Source organism: Lentibacillus songyuanensis (assembly GCF_039548255.1).
GTDB lineage: Bacteria > Bacillota > Bacilli > Bacillales > Amphibacillaceae > Lentibacillus_C > Lentibacillus_C songyuanensis.
Genome location: NZ_JBCLVH010000002.1, coordinates 331,852 through 354,517 on the forward strand (window position 1 = coordinate 331,852; position 22,666 = coordinate 354,517).

General features: G+C 38.4%; 21 protein-coding genes. 5 read left to right on the plus strand and 16 right to left on the minus strand.

Features of this window, described 5'->3' with window-relative positions:
• Window positions 1-127 precede the first annotated feature (127 nt).
• The 9 genes from WMZ97_RS03675 to WMZ97_RS03715 form a co-directional block, all read right to left on the minus strand.
• Window positions 128-1,471: an MFS transporter gene (locus tag WMZ97_RS03675; RefSeq protein ID WP_343270704.1), complete on the minus strand. Its 1,344-nt coding sequence runs from the start codon at window positions 1,469-1,471 to the stop codon at window positions 128-130.
• Between the two features lie 39 nt (window positions 1,472-1,510).
• On the minus strand, window positions 1,511-3,061 hold the full coding sequence (locus tag WMZ97_RS03680; protein ID WP_343270705.1) for a class I adenylate-forming enzyme family protein: 1,551 nt from the start codon (window positions 3,059-3,061) through the stop codon (window positions 1,511-1,513).
• 103 nt (window positions 3,062-3,164) lie between these two features.
• Window positions 3,165-4,361 carry an MFS transporter gene (locus WMZ97_RS03685; protein ID WP_343270797.1) on the minus strand — a complete coding sequence of 399 codons (1,197 nt, stop codon included), beginning with the start codon at window positions 4,359-4,361 and terminating at the stop codon, window positions 3,165-3,167.
• A 151-nt stretch (window positions 4,362-4,512) separates the two neighbouring features.
• Window positions 4,513-4,911: a Zn-ribbon domain-containing OB-fold protein gene (locus WMZ97_RS03690; protein WP_343270706.1), complete on the minus strand. Its 399-nt coding sequence runs from the start codon at window positions 4,909-4,911 to the stop codon at window positions 4,513-4,515.
• A gap of 4 nt (window positions 4,912-4,915) precedes the next feature.
• Window positions 4,916-6,055, minus strand: coding sequence for an acetyl-CoA acetyltransferase (locus WMZ97_RS03695; RefSeq protein WP_343270707.1), 1,140 nt, complete (start codon window positions 6,053-6,055; stop codon window positions 4,916-4,918).
• Window positions 6,056-6,122: 67 nt separating this feature from the next.
• On the minus strand, window positions 6,123-7,289 hold the full coding sequence (locus tag WMZ97_RS03700; RefSeq protein ID WP_343270708.1) for an acyl-CoA dehydrogenase family protein: 1,167 nt from the start codon (window positions 7,287-7,289) through the stop codon (window positions 6,123-6,125).
• A 244-nt stretch (window positions 7,290-7,533) separates the two neighbouring features.
• Complete coding sequence (locus tag WMZ97_RS03705) at window positions 7,534-8,433, minus strand: MBL fold metallo-hydrolase (protein ID WP_343270709.1); 900 nt, start codon at window positions 8,431-8,433, stop codon at window positions 7,534-7,536.
• Between the two features lie 515 nt (window positions 8,434-8,948).
• On the minus strand, window positions 8,949-10,631 hold the full coding sequence (locus WMZ97_RS03710) for a sigma-54 interaction domain-containing protein (protein WP_343270710.1): 1,683 nt from the start codon (window positions 10,629-10,631) through the stop codon (window positions 8,949-8,951).
• Between the two features lie 332 nt (window positions 10,632-10,963).
• Window positions 10,964-12,442 (minus strand): peptide MFS transporter, encoded by a 1,479-nt coding sequence (locus WMZ97_RS03715; RefSeq protein WP_343270711.1) that lies wholly within the window; start codon window positions 12,440-12,442, stop codon window positions 10,964-10,966.
• A gap of 471 nt (window positions 12,443-12,913) precedes the next feature.
• Here WMZ97_RS03715 and WMZ97_RS03720 point away from each other — a divergent pair, with 471 nt between their 5' ends.
• Both WMZ97_RS03720 and WMZ97_RS03725 read left to right on the plus strand, forming a co-directional pair.
• Window positions 12,914-14,500, plus strand: a complete 1,587-nt coding sequence (locus tag WMZ97_RS03720) for a peptide chain release factor 3 (RefSeq protein ID WP_343270712.1) — start codon at window positions 12,914-12,916, stop codon at window positions 14,498-14,500.
• 222 nt (window positions 14,501-14,722) lie between these two features.
• Window positions 14,723-15,001 carry a hypothetical protein gene (locus WMZ97_RS03725; protein WP_343270713.1) on the plus strand — a complete coding sequence of 93 codons (279 nt, stop codon included), beginning with the start codon at window positions 14,723-14,725 and terminating at the stop codon, window positions 14,999-15,001.
• 127 nt (window positions 15,002-15,128) lie between these two features.
• On the opposite strand, the gene qoxD is transcribed toward WMZ97_RS03725, so the two are convergent.
• The 6 genes from qoxD to WMZ97_RS03755 form a co-directional block, all read right to left on the minus strand.
• On the minus strand, window positions 15,129-15,494 hold the full coding sequence (gene qoxD / locus WMZ97_RS03730) for a cytochrome aa3 quinol oxidase subunit IV (protein ID WP_343270714.1): 366 nt from the start codon (window positions 15,492-15,494) through the stop codon (window positions 15,129-15,131).
• A 1-nt stretch (window position 15,495) separates the two neighbouring features.
• On the minus strand, window positions 15,496-16,101 hold the full coding sequence (qoxC, locus tag WMZ97_RS03735) for a cytochrome aa3 quinol oxidase subunit III (protein ID WP_343270715.1): 606 nt from the start codon (window positions 16,099-16,101) through the stop codon (window positions 15,496-15,498).
• Window positions 16,094-18,037 carry a cytochrome aa3 quinol oxidase subunit I gene (qoxB, locus tag WMZ97_RS03740; protein WP_343270716.1) on the minus strand — a complete coding sequence of 648 codons (1,944 nt, stop codon included), beginning with the start codon at window positions 18,035-18,037 and terminating at the stop codon, window positions 16,094-16,096. The genes qoxC and qoxB overlap by 8 nt, the downstream gene beginning before the upstream one ends.
• A complete protein-coding gene (gene qoxA / locus WMZ97_RS03745) occupies window positions 18,034-18,990 on the minus strand; it encodes a cytochrome aa3 quinol oxidase subunit II (RefSeq protein WP_343270717.1) in 957 nt (318 codons plus the stop codon). The genes qoxB and qoxA overlap by 4 nt, the downstream gene beginning before the upstream one ends.
• Before the next feature lie 532 nt (window positions 18,991-19,522).
• Window positions 19,523-19,675 (minus strand): hypothetical protein, encoded by a 153-nt coding sequence (locus tag WMZ97_RS03750; protein ID WP_343270718.1) that lies wholly within the window; start codon window positions 19,673-19,675, stop codon window positions 19,523-19,525.
• 87 nt (window positions 19,676-19,762) lie between these two features.
• On the minus strand, window positions 19,763-20,026 hold the full coding sequence (locus WMZ97_RS03755; RefSeq protein ID WP_343270719.1) for a YciI family protein: 264 nt from the start codon (window positions 20,024-20,026) through the stop codon (window positions 19,763-19,765).
• Window positions 20,027-20,176: 150 nt separating this feature from the next.
• Between WMZ97_RS03755 and WMZ97_RS03760 the strand changes: the two genes are divergently transcribed.
• The 3 genes from WMZ97_RS03760 (at window position 20,177) to WMZ97_RS03770 (ending at window position 22,423) form a co-directional block, all read left to right on the plus strand.
• Entirely contained in the window at window positions 20,177-20,647 is a 471-nt protein-coding gene (locus WMZ97_RS03760; protein ID WP_343270720.1) for a hypothetical protein, read from the plus strand.
• A gap of 373 nt (window positions 20,648-21,020) precedes the next feature.
• A complete protein-coding gene (gene guaC / locus WMZ97_RS03765) occupies window positions 21,021-22,004 on the plus strand; it encodes a GMP reductase (protein WP_343270721.1) in 984 nt (327 codons plus the stop codon).
• A 134-nt stretch (window positions 22,005-22,138) separates the two neighbouring features.
• The gene (locus tag WMZ97_RS03770; RefSeq protein ID WP_343270722.1) at window positions 22,139-22,423 is read left to right on the plus strand and encodes a hypothetical protein; all 285 of its coding nucleotides are present in this window, start codon (window positions 22,139-22,141) and stop codon (window positions 22,421-22,423) included.
• Here WMZ97_RS03770 and WMZ97_RS03775 read toward each other — a convergent pair.
• A complete protein-coding gene (locus tag WMZ97_RS03775) occupies window positions 22,368-22,652 on the minus strand; it encodes a lipase-like domain-containing protein (protein ID WP_343270723.1) in 285 nt (94 codons plus the stop codon). The two genes, WMZ97_RS03770 and WMZ97_RS03775, sit on opposite strands and share 56 nt — an antisense overlap.
• Window positions 22,653-22,666: the final 14 nt, after the last annotated feature.

The following is a 22,666-nucleotide window of genomic DNA, read 5'->3' on the forward strand; positions in this document are numbered from 1 at the left end:
TCACTTCAAAATCTTGAAGTGGGGGTCTTACTGCCCGTTAAGACGGGATAAATTTGCCAAGTCTTTTTCCTTCCTAATTGGTGAATTTCGATTTAATTCCTTTCCTTATGAAATATAATGCAATAGATTATTTTGTTGATTCTACGGGAGTAACGGCTGGCTCAGTGGTTACATCATTTATTTGGTTACGAAACCAAGGACCTTTTCCCATAAACAATAGTGGAATATAGATCATCCCTGCAACTGCGGCTATCCACATCCACGTACCCCAACCATGTGCTGCGACAATTATTGGTGCAATTAATGTTACAGAAAAACCAACAACTCTTACGGCAAACCCCCAAAGTCCCCATGCGGAAGCCTGTAAAGACGCTTTAATATCTTCAGCGTTCTCTGAGAACAGTGCCATCCAAGGGCCGTAAGCAATTCCTATAAGACCTCCCAAAAGAGATGTATAAATTATTAGGTGTCCCTCTGAAATTGTTGAACCAAATAAAGATGCAAAGTATGACATATAAAGAACTGCAGCAATAGCTCCTATTAAAGATATAATTTTTCGAAGCATTAACTTATCAGAAATCCAACCAGCGATAACTAATGTAAACAGGTTAAACAGCCAAAAATATTTTGCAACCGCTGCTGCCTGTGAATTGCTTAGATCGAAACCTTGCTCTAACAATGTTGCACCATATGCTTGAATCGTTACGTATGTTGTTAAAAATAGAGAAATTCCAATACTCAATGCTACAATGTGAGGGACAGATAGCATCCCTCCCTTTTTTTGTTCTTCTGGCCTTTTCGTTATTATCTTTTTGTTAATTTGTTTGATGTCCTCCTTCCCGGTAACAATCTGCTCACGTAATTGAGGAGATAAATCTGAAATAAATAACATAATAAAAATTGCCGAACCTAACGCAATAATTCCTTGTATATAAAATTGGGATTCCCATGTACCGAAAATCGGGAGCGTCCAACCTGCCAATCCATTAGCAAAAAAATTAGAACCGACAGGACCAAATGTCCATAATGCATAAGCCATGGCACGACCCATTCTTGGTGAAAAATCCCGGACCAATCCTGCTGTTGTACTAATTGATGCCCCCTCCACAATACCCAAAATCACTCGAACCAAAAGCAATCCCATTACTGACTTAACAAATACCATGCTAAAGACAACTACCCCTGTCAATAGCAAGCTCGGCACCAAAAATCTAACTCGGCCATAGCGATCCGCTAATGGTCCAAATATTAAGGCAGAAGCACCAGCAAATACCACAGAAACCGCTGCAATTAAGCCATATGTTGTAAGATCCATTTGAAGATCTTGCATAAGCATTGGAATAACAGGTGAAATCTGTGCCTCATATGCTGCAATAAAGTTAGCTAGTATTACGATAAACAAAAACCAAGCCCTTTTTCGCCCCATTGGGTAAGATGTAAGCTCACGTTCGTAAAAGAGTTTTCTAACCATTAAATATACCTCCTCTTTTGTAAATCATCGAATAGTTTATTAAACAGAGAATTTATAATCCTGGTATGCTTTTTTCAAACGTATCTTTAAGATTTTACCTACTCCATTTCTTGGAAGTTCATGTACAAATACTACTTTTCTTGGAGTCTTATATTTAGCAAGATGAACCTGACAATAATTTATCAATTCTTGCTCACTAACACTTTCCCCTTCCTTCTTCACAACGCACGCAAGTATTTCTTCGCCCATTCTCTCAGAAGGTACACCAATAACTGCGACTTCAGATACAGCTCTGTGTTTTGCAATTAATTCTTCTAGATCACGTGGATAAATATTGAATCCGCCTCGTATAATTAAATCCTTCTTACGGTCTACAATAAATAAATAACCATCTTCATCAATTTTTGCCATATCGCCGGTGTGAAGCCAACCGTCTATAAGTGCTTCGCCAGTTGCTTTATCATTACGGAAGTATCCAGGGGTGACATTATCACCTTGAACCAAAAGTTCTCCAACTTCTCCGGCTGGTAATTCAATTCCTTCTGCGTCTACCACTTTGATTTTAACCCCCGGTATTGGCATTCCAACCGATCCCTCCTTAATTGGCATACCATTACGTTGTGCAGCAACACCCGGTGATGCTTCTGACAGCCCGTAGGCATCATGTACCTCTGCATTAAATTTATCCTGAAACTGTTTTCTTAGCGTAATTGGTAATGCTGCAGAACCTGAACCAACAACCTCTAAAGAGGATAAATCATACTTATTAGAATTCGGGTTGTTAACCATTGCGTGTACCATAGCGGGAACACCAGCAAAAGATTTTACTTTAAATTTTTCTATCACTTTAAATACTTCTTCCGCATCAAATTTAGCAAAAATAACGATGGAATTTCCTTGAATAATTAAACCATTCATAACTCCAAAGCCATAAATATGTGCTAGCGGTAATACCCCCAGGGTAGTTCCCCTATCACCATTTCTTAAAGATGAACCATTTGAGGCGCTAGCATATAAATTCTTATGTGTTAACATGACTCCTTTTGGTATCCCTGTTGTCCCGGAAGTATATAAAATGACTGCTACATCATTGTCTGTTAAATCTGGACGCCTTTCTTCTTTTATATCTACTTTAATTAAGGCTTTTTCCCACTCTATAATTTCCACATCATTATTTTCAGCGAGGTCATTTCCGTGTGGAGCGTCAATGCAAATAATTTTAGGTTTTTCTTTTAAATTCTCCGTGGCTCTTACCATTTTACTTAAAAGAAAAGAAGAAGTAATAATGGCCTTTGCTTCCGAGTTTTTTAAAATATAATTGATTTCATTTTCATGTAGCAGATACATTACAGGGATAACGATTGATCCTGAGCGTAAGATCCCCTGGTAAGAAAAAATAACTTCTGGACAATTTGGCATGCAAACGAGAATCCGTTCACCAGCTTTTATTCCGAGTGAACCTATTAACCCAGAAACTTTTCTAGCCATGCTTTGTGTCTCTACGTTTGTGTAGGATTTCTCTTCATAATAAAGAAAAGAATACTCACCAAATGCTGTAATATTTTCTTCTAATAACTCTGTAAGAAGCATTTTATCCCTCCACAAAAATCACTTTTTAAGGAAAGCGTTTACATTACTTTTGAAAAACATGGTTATTTTATGTTCATTCCCTATCAAAACTAAATCTTAAAACTTACATTCTAGAGTTCTTTTCTCTAATTCTTGGCATGTTTAAACGGTGATCTGAATTAACTACTAACAATATCGCGAGCAGCAGCAATGTTATGAGTGCAGATGTTAAAAATGGTCCCGGTATCATTAGTGAAAATATCCATCCCCCCCATAGCGGGCCAATTATCCTTCCCAAACTATCCATGGATTGTTGCAATCCCATTGTTATTCCTTGCCCCATCCCTTCCCGCTTAGACAGGAGTGAAATTACTGTTGGCCGCACACATGCCTGGCCAAAACCAGTAAATAAACACCCTGCAATTACTACCCATGTAACTGGTGCCAGGGCAATCAAACCATAGCCAACAGTAACAACGACCAGACCAATCTTTGATATCTTTTCTTCATCCCAGAGTTCATAGATTTTCCGCAGAATGAAAAACTGAACAATTACCGATGTTCCCGCCTGTGCACTAAAAGCTAAACTAACAAAAATTGCGCTAGCACTAAACCGTGCTATCATAAAATAGCCTAATAAACCAAAAAAGCTGGATGCTGCCAAAGATAAGCCTAACGTAATTGCATATAAATCCCAATATCCTGTTTTAGTTACCATTAAAACCGAACGCCAAAAAGAAGTGGAGTCATCTTCATTTAATTGAATTTCTTTTAGCTTGGGCTCTTTAATATAAATCGACGCCAAAGGTATAGTTACTAACGCTAAGGTACCCGCCACAATAAATGGCACCGTCACCCCTAAAGGTGTAAACAGTCCACCAACTGCTGGCCCACACAGGAAACCCAGACCATTTACCGCCCCCATTTTTGCTATGGAAATATTTCGATTCCGCTTATTTGAATAATCGGCTACGATAGAAAAAACGGCCGGGTGCGTACCAGAACTCAAAGCAGCTCCAATTAATCGTGCCAAAAGCAACTGCCAATAATTTTGGGCTAATAGTAGAATAAGAAAAGCTATTCCAAAACCAAAAAGTCCAAATATCAGTACAGGTTTTCTGCCCATTTTATCGGCAAAACGCCCCCAAATTGGAGCAGAGATTAATTGAGAAGCTGCCCATCCAGTTATTAAAGATCCCATTTGAAACGATGTCAATCTCAAATCATCCGCTATAAAAGGTAATGTAGGAAGGACAATTCCATATCCCGTCATCGTTAAGAACATGATGAATCCAAGCAAAAAAAACACTTTTTTATCCATCAATATAATTCATCTACTTTCACTTCCTAAGTGTAAGTGTAAAGGTCAAACGAAGAATTTGACTTCCGTATATTACCATTTTAAATATACCTATGAATAATAGGTCTTTATAAAATGTTCATCCTACTTAACAACTATCGCTAACCTTTTATTAGACCAATTGAAAATATGGAAGCGTAAAGTCATCTTCTATTCGTCTAAACATTACCTTCACTCGATTATCAATCCTAATTTGACTGCGTTGGCCAATAATACGTGTCATCATCCTTACACCTTCATCTAACTCAACAATCCCTACAATGTATGGAACTTCATCTTTATACAGACCAAAAGCCTGGTGTACTACTGTATAACTATAAATCTTGCCAATCCCGCTGGACTTGCACCAATGAATTTGATCTGAAAAACAGTTCGGACAAAGCGACCGTGGATAAAAAATATTGTGATCACATGATTTGCAGTGTTGTATCAACAATTCGTTATTGTTAAGGCCATCCCAAAAAGGTTTAGATTCGTCATCATGTATAGGCTTCGGAATTTTTTGAGCCATTTTATTAATCCCTCCCCAAGATAACAGTCGAAGTAGAGGATAATACCCCTCCTGTACCATGTACTAATGCAATTTTGGCATTACTTACTTGACTATTTTCACACTCACCCCTTAATTGCCTTACAGCTTCAATTAGCAGGAATATTCCGTACATGCCTGGGTGACAGTAAGAAAGTCCACCACCATTTGTATTCATAGGGAAGGGACCACCAGGTGCAGTTCGTTGTCCACTTACAAATGCCCCACCTTCCCCATATCCACAAAATCCTAAGGCTTCAAGTGTTAGGAGGACGGTTATCGTAAATGAGTCGTATATTTCCGCTATATCAATCTCTGATTGTGAAACACCTGCCATTTCAAACGCCCTTTGTCCCGATTCACAAGCGCTCGTCACCGTAAAATCAGGCATGTTTACAATAGAATTATGTGAACTAGCTTCTCCATGTCCCAATATCCACACAGGCCGTTTTTTTAATGTTGATGCCACCTCTTTCGATGCCACAATAACTGCACCACCTCCATCTGTAACCAAACAACAATCCAATAAATGAAGAGGCTCAGCAATATAACGCGAATGGAGTACGTCAGATATTTCTATCGGCTCTCGTTTGTATGCCTTTTTGTTTAAAGTTGCCCATTTTCTAGTTGCTACTGCTATTTCCGCCAATTGCTCTGAAGTTGTACCATACTGGTGCATATGTCGCATTGCAGCTAAAGCGTATGATCCTACCGTTCCTGGTAATCCATAAGGTTGTTCATATTGTGTAGTCAAAGGCGCATTAAATGATGCATTCACTGGATTTGTACGATTAGTACTTCCATACGTAATTAGGGCAACATTAAATAAACCTGCCTCAATTCCAGCCATCGCGTGTCCTACATGAGTTTCAAATGATGCTCCTCCTATGTTTGTTGCGTCCATGAATTTTGATTGAATCCCCAGGTACTCCGCTAACATTAAACTTGGCGCCCAAGCCCAATTACCAGCAGTAAACAAGGCATCTACGTCGTCCTTACCTAACCCAGCATCGTCTAATGCTGCTTTAGCAGCTTGTGCCTGAAGCTGTAAAACATTTTTATTTGGGGTCTTCCCTAGGTCTGATTCCGCAACTCCAACAATTGCAGCAGTTTTTCCAGAATTCATTTATACCCACCTTTCACGTAATATTCTATACATTTAATGGGTCTTTATTGTGTAAAGGTAGTTATTATTACAATAATTCTCCTACTTTTACATGCCCTTTTAATAGATTTCGTGCAATCGTGCGGCGCTGGATTTCATCTGTTCCTTCAAAAATCCGTGTGAGTCGCAATTCTCGATACCAGCGTTCAATTGGTAATTCTTTCGTATATCCCATACCCCCATGTATTTGCAATACACGGTCAACTACTTCATTAGCCATAATAGCACCATTTAATTTTGCCATAGAAGACTGATGACGAGCATCCATGCCTTTTTCCGCCATCCAAGCCGCGCGTAATACTATCCATTTAGCAGCCTCAATTTCTACTGCAGAATCCGCAATCATCCATTGTATAGCTTGCCTTTCTGCAATAGGCTTACCAAATGTTTCACGCGTTTGGGAATAATCAATCGCCATTTGAAGCAGTCTTTCTGCAGTACCAATTGCACGAGCTGGAATCATATATCTTCCTTGACCGATCCATTTCATTCCAAGTTTAAAACCTTGCCCAACTTCACCTAACACATTTTCTTCTGGTACACGTACATTTTCAAAAATAAGTGTCGCTGGTCCCCATTCTCCCATTGTATGAATATATTCAGATCGCCAACCCATATCCCGATCAACTAAGAAACAAGTAACCCCTCCATTAGCTCCTTTTTCCTTATCAGTTACTGCAAAAACCATGGCAAAATCCGCTTCATTTCCATTAGTTATGAAAACTTTTTCACCATTTAACACCCAGTGATCATTATCTTTTATAGCTGGCATTTTTATATTTCTTGCATCAGAACCTGCTCCAGGTTCTGTTATAGCAAAACAAGATCTTCTCTCGCCATTAATAACCGGGAATAAAAATTTTTTCTTTTGCTTTTCATTACAATCATAAAGAATGTTATCTGCAGATCCACCAAAGCTAAAGGGCACAAAAGTACGTCCCATTTCCATTGCGATTAATGCTGACATCATAGCACCTAGGTTCGCTCCCCCAAATTCTTCAGGTGTATTGATGCCCCAAAATCCGATATCTTTTGCTTTTTTTTGCAACTCTTCTCCTTTTCCCTTGGAAATCCCAGGCTTCCCTTCTCTCTCGTTCTTCAATACTTCTTGTTCAAGTGGTTTCAACTCCTTATTAACAAAATCCCTAACTGTTTTTTGTACCATCCTTTGTTCATCAGACAATGTGAAATCCATTCCATACAACTCCTTAGTTAAAAATATTAGATTATACTTTTCAAACCTATTCTTTTATCGATCAATCACAGATCTATAGATTCATTACTAAGAAGAACCCTTAATCGTCAATTACTTACCGTAAGAAGACACTAGATAGTAATATCAGGAAAAACGATACTCATCGAAATCATTTTCAAATCATATTTATTTGGTTTTCCTTATATTGTTTCATACTTAAATGTAAAATCATTCTAGTTTAAGTTTAAGAGTGATCATTTAACTTATAAAATGTTACATCCCTGACCATTTCCGAACAAACTTGAGAGCCGTCCTGCATAAGATCTAAATGACCTTGAACCTCTGATAAACCTAAAAATATGGATTCATCATTTAACCACGGAAACATTACTTTACTAATCTCATAAACACTACTTGGACCTACTTGTAACACCTCATAAATTTTTCTGCATCTGTCTTCTTGTTTGGATAACCTTTCGTCAATAACATGACAATGGTCAGTAAATGGATTATCATGACCTGGATAAATAGTTTTAAAAGGAAAATTGCGGATCTTGAGTAATGACCTTCTTAATTGCGCCAATGGTCTTGGACGACTTTTTTGCCCCGGTGGCGGTGGCGAAATAAATGCATTTACTTTAGTGTGCTGTAATAAAAAATCACCGACAAAGACATCTCCAGAATTGTGGTCCCACAAACAAATATCAGTCTGACTATGTCCTGGGACATAAATTATTTCGAGATTTCTTCCCCCGGCATTTATAACGTCCCCATCCCTAAGATAATTTACACATTCCCATTGTTTTTCATGATATCGTCGTTTGGATGTATTAATTTTCCTTGTGCCACATCCTTCAACAAATTTTCGAATATAACTTTCCATTCGAACAAATTCTGAATTCCCACCTGTAATTTCAAACCTTGCTTGTTCATGTACATAAACAGTGGCATTTGTCTCTTTCTGAATCAGGGTAATTCCGCCCATATGATCATCATGCATATGTGTAATAATTACCTGCTCAATATCTTGGAGGGAAAAACCTATCGATGCTAAACCACTTCTTAGTTGTTGAAAAGATTGGTTTGTTGGAAGTCCTGTATCTATCAGCGTCACGGGATCACCGGTTATAACATAAACGTTCACACTTCCCATATTATCATCGGTAGCTATTTTTATTTGGAGAATATCCGAAATAATAAAACCTCCCCCATGTGTCTATTAATGCTTAAGTGACCTTTAAATAATAACCCACCAATCGGTAAAATTAATGATACACATTAACACCTCCCAAGTTTTCTATCCGTCATTTATATTGCAATAATTATGCCAATATTGTGAATAGAAGAGAGTAAAAATTCATTTTCTTATTGATTACGGTTTTTATGCAGGTTATGTATCCAATAAATATTACTTCACATTTAAGTAAAATAATATTAAGTCATAAGTAACTCAATTCAACCCAAATCACTTTTTTTATAAACCACATATAACTTATTAAGTTAGATTTAACTCAGTTAAACTAAATGGCGGGGATTGCTCAAAAAGGGGATCTGGATGTGCCTATCTCCCACTCTGCATGGAATATAATGAATATAAACATCATCTCTGAATTTCCTTGATCATACTTCAATATTACACAATGTTTTTAAAGGACATTATTAATCTAACTTTAAGTTATATTTTTTTAGTTTCCTTACAATTGTCGTCTGACTAGTCTCTAACGCCTTTGCAATTTTATATGTGCTATCAAACTTTTTAACTGCACTAGCTAAAATATCACGCTCTGCCTCTTCCAATGCGGTTCGTAATGGTTTTATTCTTGGATTTTTGACTTGCTCCCCATTGTGAACGTTTAATAAGCATTCAGGAGTTAATTCAATGCTCTGATATTCTTGCGGTAGATCTTTTCTGTCAATAACATGATGCGGTATAGTAAGGATCAATCTTTCAACCAAGTTAGATAACTCCCTAACATTCCCTGGCCACGCATATTGATAAAAAAATTCTTTTAATTCTTTACTAAACGATTTATTTAGTTCATACCTTTTATTCATTTTATGAATAAATGATTGAACAAGAGGTAATATTTCTTCTCTTCGTTCGCGTAAAGGAGGAACAGTAATTGGTACAACATTTAGTCGATAGTACAAATCCTCTCTAAATCCCCCTGTCTCGACCATGTTTTTCAAATTACGGTTTGTCGCGGTAATTAATCTTACATCAATTTTTTTCGATTTTGTTGAACCAACTCGTTGGATTTGTTTTTCTTGTATGACCCGGAGCAATTTGACTTGTAATGCAAGTGGTAACTCACCCACTTCATCTAAAAATAATACGCCTTGATGTGCCAATTCAAACATACCAGTTTTTCCAGTCTGCTTTGCACCTGTAAAGGCGCCCGCTTCATAACCAAATAATTCAGACTCCAAAAGATCATAGGGGATCGCACCGCAATTAACCTTAATTAATCTCCCTTTTTCACATCGGTCTCCCATTCTATAAATATAATTAGCTAATAGATCTTTTCCTACCCCAGTCTCACCAAGTATTAAAATTGTAGCATCAACATTTGCAATGCGATCTGCCGTCTCATATACTTCGCTCAATTTTTTACTCTTTATAATAATATCGTGCCTTTTTATATTATCTAATTCTTTTTTATAGCGTTTTTTTAACTTACGTGCATTATTCAGTTCATTATATGTTTTATTGAGTTCAGTAATATTACGAACGAATGTAACAACTTTATAAATTTCCCCTGTTTCATCAACAACGGGAATTGCTGTTTTCAACTTTAACGAGTCGATTCCGGCAATCGAATTTATTATTTTTCTTTTCTTTAGTACCCTTAAGGTCATAGATTCATTGAATTTACCATTTTTCACAAATTCAATCACATTTTTCCCGATAAAATCTTCCTTTGGAAAACCAAAAAAGTTTTCAATTCTAGAACTAACATTTAATGTGTTTCCATCACGATCAGTAATATATATCACATCAAGTGAATTCTCCACAATTGTATCAATCAGCCTTTCTAAATCCTTTCGTTCTTCTATCAACCGGGTTAATCCGCCATTGGAAACAAAATATAGCATTAATTCTTTACCGTGGACTCTTATGCGGTCAAGAATTAATGTATAGGGTTGGCCCCTTAATTTCACAGAAATAAAGTTACCGTCATAAACCCGCCATTCACCAAATTGATCTGTCATATTTTTCCTTACTGGGTCGCACGAAACCAATTTTAAAAAAGTAGTATTACATACCTGTATTTGATTATTATCATTTGTAATAACAGCGGGTAGTGGGAACGTCTCTAAAAAAACAGTAAGATTATTCACTTTTTCTTCTCCCCTTACAAATTTATTTTGTATTGTTTAATAATCATGCGTAATTAATTGCTCTACGAAAAATTTTTCATAACAATAGATTTATACTGAAAACGCTTTCATTTAGTGGGTAACTAATGATGTAAATTATGAAGTAGAAGTTATGATGTGTAATTGAAGGAATATTTTTACTTAATGTATATTATAGTAATTAACGATACAAATAACAACACTTTTTAAACAGATCCTGTTTTTTTAATTGAATAAACATAATACAAAAAATGAATGCCCTGATACATACGAGCAGAGGTTTCATTCCCCTGCTCGTCATCAAATTATCTTAATCAATCAACACCACGCATTAACTTATGAATTTTACCAGAAAAAAACCATAAAACAACGCCAAGAACCACCGAAACAATACCAATAATTGAAAAATAAATGACTTGCGTATCAACATGATAAAACCGTACCAGCTGCGCATTGATTGCTTGGGCTGAAGCATTCGATAAATACCATACACTCATCGTTTGGGAAGCGAATGCTGCTGGTGCAAGCTTAGTCGTTGCCGAGGCCCCAACTGGGGATAAGAACAACTCGCCTAACGTTACAATTAAAAAGCTTAATACCAGCCACAATGAGTTGATCTTATCCGCCCCGGATATAAACGGAATAACCATGATGAGAAATGATACACCGGACAAAATGACGCCAATTGCAAATTTAACAGGTGTTGCTGGTTGCCGTTTTCCCAGTTTTGTCCATGCAACTGCAAATAATGGTGCTAAAAATACAATATAAAATGGATTAATCGATTGAAACCAGCTTGACTGTATATGCAACCAGCCAAAATCCAAATACGTTTGGCTATCTGCAATCCGTGCAAATATAGTTGAGCCTTGTTCTTGAATCGACCAGAACATCATGGCCGTAATAAATAATGGAATATAAGCCAGTAATCGTGATTTCTCTATTTGTGTTGTCTTTTTACTAAAATACATCACTAGAAAATAAACAGTTGGAATAACAACTCCCAGAATACTAATCACATTGATAAATCGATTAATCGTTAAAAGTCCTGTTAAAATAGTTGTAATCAAAGCAGCTAGGATTACTACCCCACCAACAGAAAAGCGTAGACTTAATTTTTTCTTTTCCTCTGGAGAGATTGGATTAGGTACATACCGGCCGGCTTCCCCTAACGTTTTTGGTGAAGAGAACGCATACCAGATTAAACCAATCACCATCCCAATTGCAGCGATCGCAAACCCATAATGGAAATTATACGTTTGACCGATCGTACCGACAATTAGCGGCGCAAGTAACGCACCAGCATTTGCACCGGTGTAAAAAATACTGAAGCCAGCATCTCGCCGATAATCTTCTTTTTTGTATAAATCACCAACAATGTTAGATAAGTTCGGTTTTAAAATACCTGAGCCTAAAATAATTAATGCCATCGATATAAATAGTGCCGGTACACTGCCTGGTACAGACAATGCCAAATGACCAAGTGCAATTAGAATTCCACCGTATATAATAGTTGCTCTACTCCCAAGGATACGGTCTGCCAGCCATCCACCAACAATGGTTGACATATAAACAAGTGCACCATAAATGGACATGATCGATGTTGCTGTTGTTTTATCTAATCCTAGCCCACCATGTGCTGTCTCATAATAAATGTAGTATAGGAGCACTGCGCGCATACCATAATAAGAAAAACGTTCCCAAAACTCAATCGAAAATAATGTCAGAAGTCCTTTGGGATGCCCAAAAAACCCATGCTGTGGGATCGTATTTAATATTTCCTCTTTCTTCATCCTTTTAACCTCATTTCTATACATGTTGCTTAGAATAATACGACAATTCTATTTTTTGTAGTTATACATTTTATACAATACGATTAGAATACTCGTTTCTATTTTTGATTTCAATGCATGATAAAAAAGTAATTTTAGCGTGAATTTCGTGAAAAATACAGCTGTTATCCTCGTCGTTAACTATCCTTTCAAATCAAAGAAACGCTTCCTCATCATTAACACGAATATCAAACTTTACGTAGAGATACCTTTTTAGTATCTCGGATTATGCGCCATCCATACGATCTTCGCATGGAAATCAATGACTGTGTCCCCTCATCCCATCAGTTGACTTCCTATATATAGTTGGTATGATATATAGTGCGAAAAAACTTTCAAAAAGGAGCATTATTCCGATGTAAAATGCAAAATCCCTGGAGGCTTAAAGTGAATAAACATGAAACATAACCATAGAATGGAAGGGATTTTTATATGAGTCTGCATGATGAGGTTAATAAACGACGGACATTTGCGATAATTTCGCACCCGGATGCGGGAAAAACAACATTAACCGAAAAACTACTATTATATGGCAATTTAATTCGCTTTGCCGGAACTGTTAAGGGAAAGAAGTCGGGTAAATTTGCGACTTCAGACTGGATGGAGTTAGAAAAACAACGTGGCATTTCAGTTACTTCCAGTGTCATGAATTTCCCTTATCATGGATATGAAGTAAACATTCTGGATACACCCGGTCACGAGGACTTTAGTGAGGATACGTACCGGACATTGACAGCAGTTGACAGTGTGGTCATGATTATTGATGCCACAAAAGGAATTGAAGCACAAACAATCAAATTATTTAAAGTTTGTCGTATGCGTGGTATCCCGATCTTCACGTTTATTAATAAACTTGACCGTGAAGGAAAGGAACCATTCGCATTGATGGATGAAATCGAAGACGTATTAGATATTGAAACCTGCCCAATGAATTGGCCGGTCGGCATGGGCAAACGATTTCTCGGTATTTTTGATCGAGATAAGCGCCAGTTTGTGCAATTTAATGGAAATGAAGAAGAAACAACAATTCCGTTCACAGCATTAAGTGACGGTAGCCACCACGATTTAGTATCTCAGGAAGCATTCGTCACCGCGCAAGAAGAACTGGAATTATTAGACGAAGCCGGTGATGCATTTTCTTTGGATGCTGTTCTAGCCGGGGAACAAACTCCGGTATTTTTCGGCAGTGCATTAGCACCTTTTGGTGTGCAAACATTTATCGATACCTTTATTTCCATGGCACCTGGCCCAGCACCAAGAAAATCAACAGAAGGGGTTATTGCACCCGAAAACAATGACTTTTCCGGATTTATTTTCAAAATCCAAGCAAACATGAATCCTGCCCACCGTGACCGGGTAGCATTTTTACGAGTCTGCTCTGGAAAATTTGAACGTGGTATGACCGTCAAATTAGCTCGTACTAATAAACCGATCAAACTCTCACAAACGCAGCAATTTATCGCCTCGTCCAGAGAAACCGTAGAAGAAGCATATGCAGGCGATATTATCGGTATTTACGATCCAAATGCCTATCGGATCGGAGACACATTAGTTGAGGGTAAACATTCTTTTGAATATGATGAATTACCACAATTCCCACCGGATTTGTTTAAAAAAGTAACGGCGAAAAACGTAATGAAATCCAAGCAATTTAAGAAAGGCATCGAACAGCTTGTGCAGGAAGGCGCCATCCAATTATATAAAGGATATCACACCGATGCGAATATATTAGGGGCGGTTGGCGAGCTGCAATTTGATGTATTTAAATATCGGATGAAAAACGAATATAATGCCGAAGTAATGCTGGAGTCCGTCGGCGAACGAATTCCGCGCTGGCTGACAGTTGAAAAGCCTGATGAATCGCTATTTGATGAACGAAGCATGCTTACCAAAGATCGGGAAGGAAATTTTGTTGTTTTATTTAAAAATGAATTTTCCTTACGTTTATTTACGGAAAAACACCCGAAAGTTGAGCTAATCGATCTATTTGAAACAAAGAAATATGAACAAACGCAGTAAACAACATGCCTACCTGGATAATTCCCTGGGCTTTACCAATAATAAAAATGGATGCTAATAGTGCATCCATTTTTATTATGTCCAGTTCAAGTTCAACATCCACTTCCACTACATTTTTTTACCCATTTATGAACTTTTTGTGTCTTTTTTTCGACATATCTGTTACAATATATGTATAGGAAACGTTTGCAGGAATCACTATCAACTAGGAGATGATTTCCGATGGGTATTATCGTAATGTTTATGGTGCTGGCGACACTCACACCATTCTTATTCATTCATTTGAAAAAGAAAATGCTTGCTGTTGTGCAAACCGTTATGATTGTGGGAATGTGGGTTTATTACTATGAGGCCCTATTCCATACGGCGCCACATGCATTCTCTATTATGTGGATAATGTTTTATCTTAGCATGATAATTGCCGAAGTTGCATGGGTGTTGTTCTTAATTCGCATTATCAGGACATATGATAAAGCAAACAAACCAACAACAACTTTCTAATAAGCATAAGCCTCTCTTTAAACAAGAGAGGCTTTTTTATTAATACTATACAGCGAAACAGAATGAGATGAAAAGGGTAATCCCAGTAAATAGCGAACCTGCTGCTATTACACATCTTATACATTTTCTAATGGTGTTGCTCATGCTCCATATGCTCGTGTTGATCCATATCGCCGTCATGATCATGGTGATGTCCAAAACCATACGACATCGTAAACAAGGATCCAGCGACAACAATCGTGACTATTACAAAGCCGTGAAACATCATATTCCACGGTGCATGCCCATTGCCGCTTGCAAATTCCGTCATATGCATAAACATAAAAAGTTGAATCGCTGCCTGAATCACAGCAAGCGCCATAATGCCCGCAATAACCCAACCTTTTGGAAGATCAGATTCGAGTGCTGCCCATGCAGCAGTCACCGTCAAGGCTAACGATAAAGCAAAACCAACAATATGCTGTACAGGGATTCGTTTTGTTTTTTGTTCCATATCACACCACCATCCCAATTAAATAAATGCTGGTAAAAATGAAAATCCAGACCACGTCCAAAAAGTGCCAGTACAACCCAATAATAAATACTTTTCGACTGGTTATTTTCGTAATACCTCGTTGTCCCAACTGGATTAGCAATAAAATCATCCAAACTGTACCCACGGTTACGTGAAACCCATGGGTGCCAGCCAGGATAAAGAATGCTGACCAGTAGGCACTGGAATGTAATGTTGCCCCTTCACTTACATACGACATAAACTCATTTATTTCAAAGCCTAGAAATGCGAATCCCAGGACTAATGTAACCACGAGCCAGGTCATCAAACTCTTTTTCGCACCGCGTCGCATTTCATGAATAGCAATTCCACATGTAAAACTACTTGTAAGCAGTAAAAATGTCATGATCAGTGTGTCAGCTGGTTCAAACAGCTCACCAGGACCAGGGGCACCTGCAGTACGACCATATAGCACCGCATAAGTCGCAAACAGGGTTGCAAATAATGCAAGCTCAGCAGCAAGAAAAATCCAAAACCCAAGAATATTTAACTGCCCCTGTTCCGTTTGATATTCAAGTGGTTTTGACTGTACGTGTTGCTCACTCATGCTTTAATCCCCTCCTATTCTGTTCTATACGTTTTATCTCATCGACACTGATGTGATAACCCTCATCATAGTCAAACGACCGAATGATCATCATAACAAAGCCTCCAGCTAACAACACAGCAGCAATAGGGACCCACTCAAAGACAAGCGCAAAGCTTGCACAAAACAGGATCAACATCATAATAAATGGCTTGCCTGAACTGCTTGGCATATGGATTGGATGTAACTTTTTCGGATCAAAGGTTGTCTCCCCTTTTTCTTTCATTTCCATATAAGCGTCCAATTCGCTTACCTGAGGCAATGTAGCAAAATTGTACGGCGGTACCGGTGTTGGTGTCGCCCATTCCAGTGTCCGTCCGCCCCAGGCATCACCCGTTTCCTCCCGCGGGCTGAATTTGAAACTATAGTAAACGTTATAAACGAAAACCGCAAAACCAATTGCCATTCCAAATGCGCCAATGGTAGAAATGAAGTTAAGTGAAAACCACTCCGGCATAATATAGAATACCCTTCTTGGCATACCATCTAAGCCAATAAAATACTGCGGCAAGAAACAAACATGAAAACCAATCAGGAAGAACCAGAAAGCCCATTTTCCCAGCCTTTCATTCAATTTAAGGCCAAACATTTTTGGATACCAGTAAGTCAAGCCGGCAAAGCAGGCAAATACCGTTCCAGCAATCAGCACATAATGAAAGTGTGCAATCAGGAAGTACGAATTATGGAATTGGTAATCTGCAGCAGCCATCCCTAACATAACTCCTGTGACACCGCCAATTACAAAACTTGGAATAAACGCTAATGCCCAGAGCATCGCAACCGAAAATTCAATTTTTGATTTATATAACGTTCCAAGCCAGTTGAATATTTTCACACCTGTTGGTACAGCAATAAGCATCGTCGAAACAGAAAACACCGAATTGACAAATGCACCTGCACCCATTGTAAAGAAATGGTGTACCCATACAAGAAAGCTCAGTCCAGCGATAAGGATAATCGACCATACCATCGCACTATAGCCAAACAACCGCTTATGAGCAAACGTTGCAATCACTTCAGAAAAAATTCCAAACGCCGGCAGGACAACAATGTACACTTCTGGATGGCCCCACATCCAAAACAGGTTTGCCCACATCATTGGCAAGCCCTCACCGGTCAGGGTAAAGAATTGTGACCCAAAAATCCGGTCAATCGTCAGCAGTGCCAGTGCGATTGTCAGAATAGGAAAGGCAAAGATAATGATAAAACATGTTATCAATGACGACCACGTGAAGATCGGCATTTTAAACATCTTCATGCCGGGTGCCCGCATTTTCAGGATAGTAACCATTAAGTTAATGCCGGTTGCTAATGTCCCGATACCGGAAAGCTGCAGGCCTAGTAAATAAAAGTTTTCTCCCGGACCTGGGCTCATTGCCGCTCCAGCCAATGGTGTATAACTGGTCCACCCAGCGTCAGGGGACCCTCCAATTACAAACGATATATTAAACAGCATGGCCCCAAAGAAGAACGCCCAAAAGCTGATCGCATTGACAAACGGGAAAGCAAAGTCTCTTGCCCCAATTTGCAATGGAACAACAATATTCATCAGGCCAATTAAAAATGGCATGGCCATAAAGATAATCATCACTGTTCCATGGGTTGTAAAAATTTCATTGTAATGCTGTGCACTGAGAAAGTTCCAATCCGGCAAAGCCAATTGGGTGCGCATCATCAACGCATCCATTCCTCCTCGAAATAACATTGCCAATGCACTTAAAATATACATAATCCCAATTTTTTTATGATCTACCGTTGTCAGCCATTCACGCCATAACCATTTCCACTTTTTAAAATAGGTTAGGATAAAGATAATCGCGGACGTGACAAGTACAATGGCGACCATCCCGCCGTAAATCAGCGGTTCACCGGTAACGAATAATTCACTGAGCTTCATGATTCACCAACTTTCTTCTCCTCTTTTTTTATACTTTCTTTTACACCTTTACGTTCCAGTTCAAGTGGTGTTTCATAAGCCTTTCGATAACGATTTATCTGATAATCCATTCCAGGATGCGTTCCATGATTCACCCAATCTAAATGGGTGGATGAAAACGTATGTTTATCGCTAAGGCCCGGTTTAATTAATTTGTCATATGTTTTTTGGGTTAATTTTGGTGCGTTTGTCTGTTTATCCTCCACCCAATCATCAAAGGTTGCAGCATCTTCAGCATGCACCTTGAATGTTTGCTCAGCAAAACCCTCCCCATTGAAATTAGAATTTCGGCCTACATAAGTCCCCGGGTCATCTGCTTGCAAATACAATAAGGTTTCCATCCCTGCCATATTGTATTTTTGCCCGCCAAGTCTTGGTATCCAAAGGGCGGCCATCGATCCGGTGGAAGACAATCGGAATTCAACCGGCCGATCAGTAGGAATATGCAAGTAATTTACTGTTTCAATCCCCTCTTCTGGATAACTGAAAATCCATTTCCAGTCTGCCGATGTTGCATAGACAACTAACGGATCTTTCGAATTGCCTTTTACTTCGGCATCCGGGGGTTTTTCTAAATCGAATAAGATGCTAATCGTCGGAATAGCCAAAGCTGTTACAATGAGGATTGGGATAATCGTCCAAATTGATTCAATCAGATTGTTCCCATGCATATCCCCATCATAGCTTTTGTCCGTTCGATTTTTATGATTACGATATTTGATCACCATAATCGTAAACGCCACGTACACAACAAGAATAATTCCTCCCATAAAATACAAGGAGTATAGAATTAGATTTCGCTGACTTTCTGCAACCGGTCCTTTTGGATCAAAAACTGCTATTTGATCACAGCCGCTTAATAAACACAGAATTGCTATTAATATGAAGGTCATGCTTATTTTAGTCACACGCATTTGTAACACTCCTAAGGTAAGCTAATAAAGTGAACTGCATTCAGTGGGGGTTTTCGACGCACTCAGACGTGCTGGTGCAGGTACGGGCGAAGGCATAAGGATGTGACGATGTTAGCCTGCCCTTTCTCCCCCACTGAGACAGGAGAACAATGGCTAAGAACGAGACTGTCATGCAGTCGATCCCGACTTATTTTTATTAGTTCCACCTCAAAATCTCGAAGTGGGGGTCTTACTGCCCGTTAAGACGGGATAAAATGAAAAGTTAATCCATGTACTTTCGCATGATAATCAATACTTTTTCATATAATTTTCAAACCCCCGTCGAGCAGGATCTTCCCAAAAATAGTTATATAACGAAGCAATAACCCTATTGCATCATTATTATGAATGACTTATACATTCACAACCATTTTTCTCTCCCTGATCATTACTAATACCCGAAATGATTATCTTTTACACTTATCCCCTATTTTCTGTACAAAAATAAAAAGGCCGCAACATTAAATGAGCAGCCTTCTTGTGTTACCAAATTTTATTTTCGTTTACGTTTATTTTTCTTACCGTCTAAATTAAGAAACTCACTATCCTCGGAAAATTCCGCATCGTTTTTACCAATTTTGTCATGTCTTGTCCTATTATTTTGTCTTCCTTTATCTTTATTGCGATTTTTATTATCCTCTGACATCTATGGACCCTCCTGATTTTCTGTAGTCTACGGTAGGTTGCCCATTTTCAAGGATATTATTGGTCATAAACGATGAGGTTCTGCAAATTACTGCTGCGACATTTCCCATTCATGAATCTCATATCCTCGCGCACCTTTAACAACATATGGATCCTGTTTAACAAGAGCTTCCACTTCCGCATAATCATTCGCTTGATAAATCACCAGACCACCTGCTCCATCCGCAAAACGCCCCTTAGCAAAGATGCGCCCATTATCTAACTGCTTCTGGATAAAATTCAAATGATCCGGCCGGTAATGCTCGCTTTTTTCTGCATCAAGCATTGGTGAAAAAACAGCAAAATACTTCATACTTGTTTCATCCTCTCATTATGTATGTCGTTTTATTATACAGGAAATGCACTGTTATTTGTTTATTTTCAATAATCTTGTTACATGTATTTCCTTAAACATATGTTTTACGTTATATTTTATATTAGAATATAATCCAGAGGCGATTCTATGAGTAAATGGTTCTTTGCAAATTTGTTGCTGCTCCTTGTAGCGGTCTGGCAAATTTCTAAAAGTAGTTTTTTAATAAATATACATATTGTTATCGGGTTTATCGGACTGTTATTCTTCCTATTTAATTGGACACGGCAAGCGGTGTTTTCAACCATTCGAAACACGCCAAAACGAAAAACTAAAATCAAACTTGCCAACTTCTCCAAAAAAATCGTTCCATTCCACCGCTGGACAGGAACAACAGCATTCGTTATTGTGATGATTCATGCCATCATGGTGATTCACCGATATGGACTGCACCTTCAATGGCATAAAATGATAGCAGGCCTTATAGCTGGTATGCTTCTAACCGCGATGGTTATTTCTGGATGGTTACGCTTATTTTGGCCGTCAGTTCGTAAACGTAAATGGCATATCTATATAGGCATGAGTCTATTTTTCATTATTTTTATCCATATATTGCTCTAACTGTAATTGGCGAACCATAATTAGATGGTTCGCCAATTCACCTGTGATTTGGAGAAATTTCCTTCAAAGCGCTATCCGTTCTTCGATTTTTAACCCTTAATATAAGCTGCATTTAATCCGTTATAATATGAATCAACATTTTTCCCACCTGCTTATCGCCTCTTTCTTCTTCCAGGTCAGCACTGAAATTTTTCATTTGCTTATAGCCTGTTTTTGGTTCTAGTATTTTTTCCCCGTAAAAATACTCGCTAACCATACGTTAATTACTATTTTTACCCTCCAATTGACACCTGCAGATAATTTGAGTATATTATTTATAGACGAACGTTTTTTATTAAAAATAACATATTATTCGTTTTTAGGGGTGTTCATCATGGAAAATGTATTTGATTATGAAGATATTCAATTAATTCCAGCGAAATGTCTGGTCGAAAGCCGTTCGGAATGTGATACAACAATAACGTTTGGCGGGCGTTCCTTTGCCTTGCCTGTAGTTCCAGCTAATATGCAAACCATTATTGATGAAAAAATTGCCTTATACCTTGCTGAAAATAACTACTTTTACGTCATGCACCGGTTTGAACCGGAAAAGCGTCGTGACTTCATTAAAGATATGCAGGAACGCGGACTATTTGCCTCAATAAGCGTCGGTGTAAAGGAAAATGAATATGCATTTATCCAGCAATTGGCGGATGAGAAACTTACACCAGAATATATTACAATCGACATTGCACACGGGCACTCCACTGCTGTCATTAAAATGATTCAGCATATCAAACGGCTACTACCAGAAAGCTTTGTCATCGCTGGTAATGTCGGGACTCCGGAAGCGGTTAGGGAGTTGGAACATGCTGGTGCTGACGCAACAAAGGTAGGTATCGGGCCCGGGAAAGTGTGTATTACTAAAGTTAAGACCGGATTTGGCACAGGGGGATGGCAACTAGCGGCCTTGAAATGGTGTGCTAAAGCTGCAAGCAAGCCAATTATTGCTGATGGGGGAATTCGTACCCATGGCGATATTGCCAAGTCCATCCGCTTTGGCGCATCCATGGTTATGATCGGCTCTTTATTTGCCGGGCACGAAGAATCGCCTGGTGAAACAGTTGAAAATGACGGGAAACGCTATAAAGAATATTTTGGTTCTGCGTCTGAATTTCAAAAAGGGGAAAAGAAAAACGTGGAAGGCAAGAAGATGTACGTAGACTATAAAGGTCCGCTGCAAGATACCTTGAATGAGATGAAACAAGATTTGCAATCGTCCATTTCCTATGCTGGCGGAACCAAATTGGATGCAATTCGTACGGTTGATTATGTTGTAGTTAAAAATTCAATTTTTAACGGTGACAAAGTATATTAAAATAAGAAAAACATACAAGCGCTGCTGTGTCTTCCCTTTGTCGCTTGTATGTTTTTTTCTTTTTCATTGTATTGCATTGAAAAAGAAATACGTTTTCACTATAATACTAATTAATATTTTTCAGGAGTGATACCGTGAGTAAATCCAACGCACGTAAAAGGAGAGAAAAATCTGTTCGGGAGGGAAGATTGAATCCGGAAATGTATCGTAGTCCATTTGCACAGCTTGACTTACACACCCGCAAGACAAAAACAAAGAAAGATTATCTATACAGAACAAAGCATAAGAATCGTCATCCTCATCGACAGGACAACGATTCTTTTTATTTTTTCATGATACATCCTTGGAATAAATACTTATCCCTTATTGTTCAGGTAAATCATGAAGCTCACTCGCCATATCTAAATAGAAATTATTAATCTCTCTAACACCGATGGCATGTGCTGCACTTAGTCCAATGAAATCCAGGTGATCCCAGGTTTGTTGAACAGGATGATAATTCCATTCCCCTTTTTTAATATCCTCATCAATAGCTTTATGCGGTTCCCCGGTTGGATACTTACCAGAAATGACATTTACAAGACCATCATTTGGCCACCATTCACTATCAATTACTGGTTCTGGACCGCTTCTCGTATACGAGCCCATATCAATACGCACAT

Excerpts from the sequence above, each read along its gene's own strand:
- WMZ97_RS03675 (WP_343270704.1), bottom strand. The coding sequence starts at position 1,471 with ATGGTTAGAAAACTCTTTTACGAACGTGAGCTTACATCTTACCCAATG.
- WMZ97_RS03680 (WP_343270705.1), bottom strand. The coding sequence starts at position 3,061 with ATGCTTCTTACAGAGTTATTAGAAGAAAATATTACAGCATTTGGTGAG.
- WMZ97_RS03685 (WP_343270797.1), bottom strand. The coding sequence starts at position 4,361 with ATGGATAAAAAAGTGTTTTTTTTGCTTGGATTCATCATGTTCTTAACG.
- WMZ97_RS03690 (WP_343270706.1), bottom strand. The coding sequence starts at position 4,911 with ATGGCTCAAAAAATTCCGAAGCCTATACATGATGACGAATCTAAACCT.
- WMZ97_RS03695 (WP_343270707.1), bottom strand. The coding sequence starts at position 6,055 with ATGAATTCTGGAAAAACTGCTGCAATTGTTGGAGTTGCGGAATCAGAC.
- WMZ97_RS03700 (WP_343270708.1), bottom strand. The coding sequence starts at position 7,289 with ATGGATTTCACATTGTCTGATGAACAAAGGATGGTACAAAAAACAGTT.
- WMZ97_RS03715 (WP_343270711.1), bottom strand. The coding sequence starts at position 12,442 with ATGAAGAAAGAGGAAATATTAAATACGATCCCACAGCATGGGTTTTTT.
- WMZ97_RS03720 (WP_343270712.1), top strand. The coding sequence starts at position 12,914 with ATGAGTCTGCATGATGAGGTTAATAAACGACGGACATTTGCGATAATT.
- WMZ97_RS03725 (WP_343270713.1), top strand. The coding sequence starts at position 14,723 with ATGGGTATTATCGTAATGTTTATGGTGCTGGCGACACTCACACCATTC.
- qoxD (WP_343270714.1), bottom strand. The coding sequence starts at position 15,494 with ATGGAACAAAAAACAAAACGAATCCCTGTACAGCATATTGTTGGTTTT.
- qoxC (WP_343270715.1), bottom strand. The coding sequence starts at position 16,101 with ATGAGTGAGCAACACGTACAGTCAAAACCACTTGAATATCAAACGGAA.
- qoxB (WP_343270716.1), bottom strand. The coding sequence starts at position 18,037 with ATGAAGCTCAGTGAATTATTCGTTACCGGTGAACCGCTGATTTACGGC.
- qoxA (WP_343270717.1), bottom strand. The coding sequence starts at position 18,990 with ATGCGTGTGACTAAAATAAGCATGACCTTCATATTAATAGCAATTCTG.
- WMZ97_RS03750 (WP_343270718.1), bottom strand. The coding sequence starts at position 19,675 with ATGTCAGAGGATAATAAAAATCGCAATAAAGATAAAGGAAGACAAAAT.
- WMZ97_RS03755 (WP_343270719.1), bottom strand. The coding sequence starts at position 20,026 with ATGAAGTATTTTGCTGTTTTTTCACCAATGCTTGATGCAGAAAAAAGC.
- WMZ97_RS03760 (WP_343270720.1), top strand. The coding sequence starts at position 20,177 with ATGAGTAAATGGTTCTTTGCAAATTTGTTGCTGCTCCTTGTAGCGGTC.
- guaC (WP_343270721.1), top strand. The coding sequence starts at position 21,021 with ATGGAAAATGTATTTGATTATGAAGATATTCAATTAATTCCAGCGAAA.
- WMZ97_RS03775 (WP_343270723.1), bottom strand. The coding sequence starts at position 22,652 with ATGGGCTCGTATACGAGAAGCGGTCCAGAACCAGTAATTGATAGTGAA.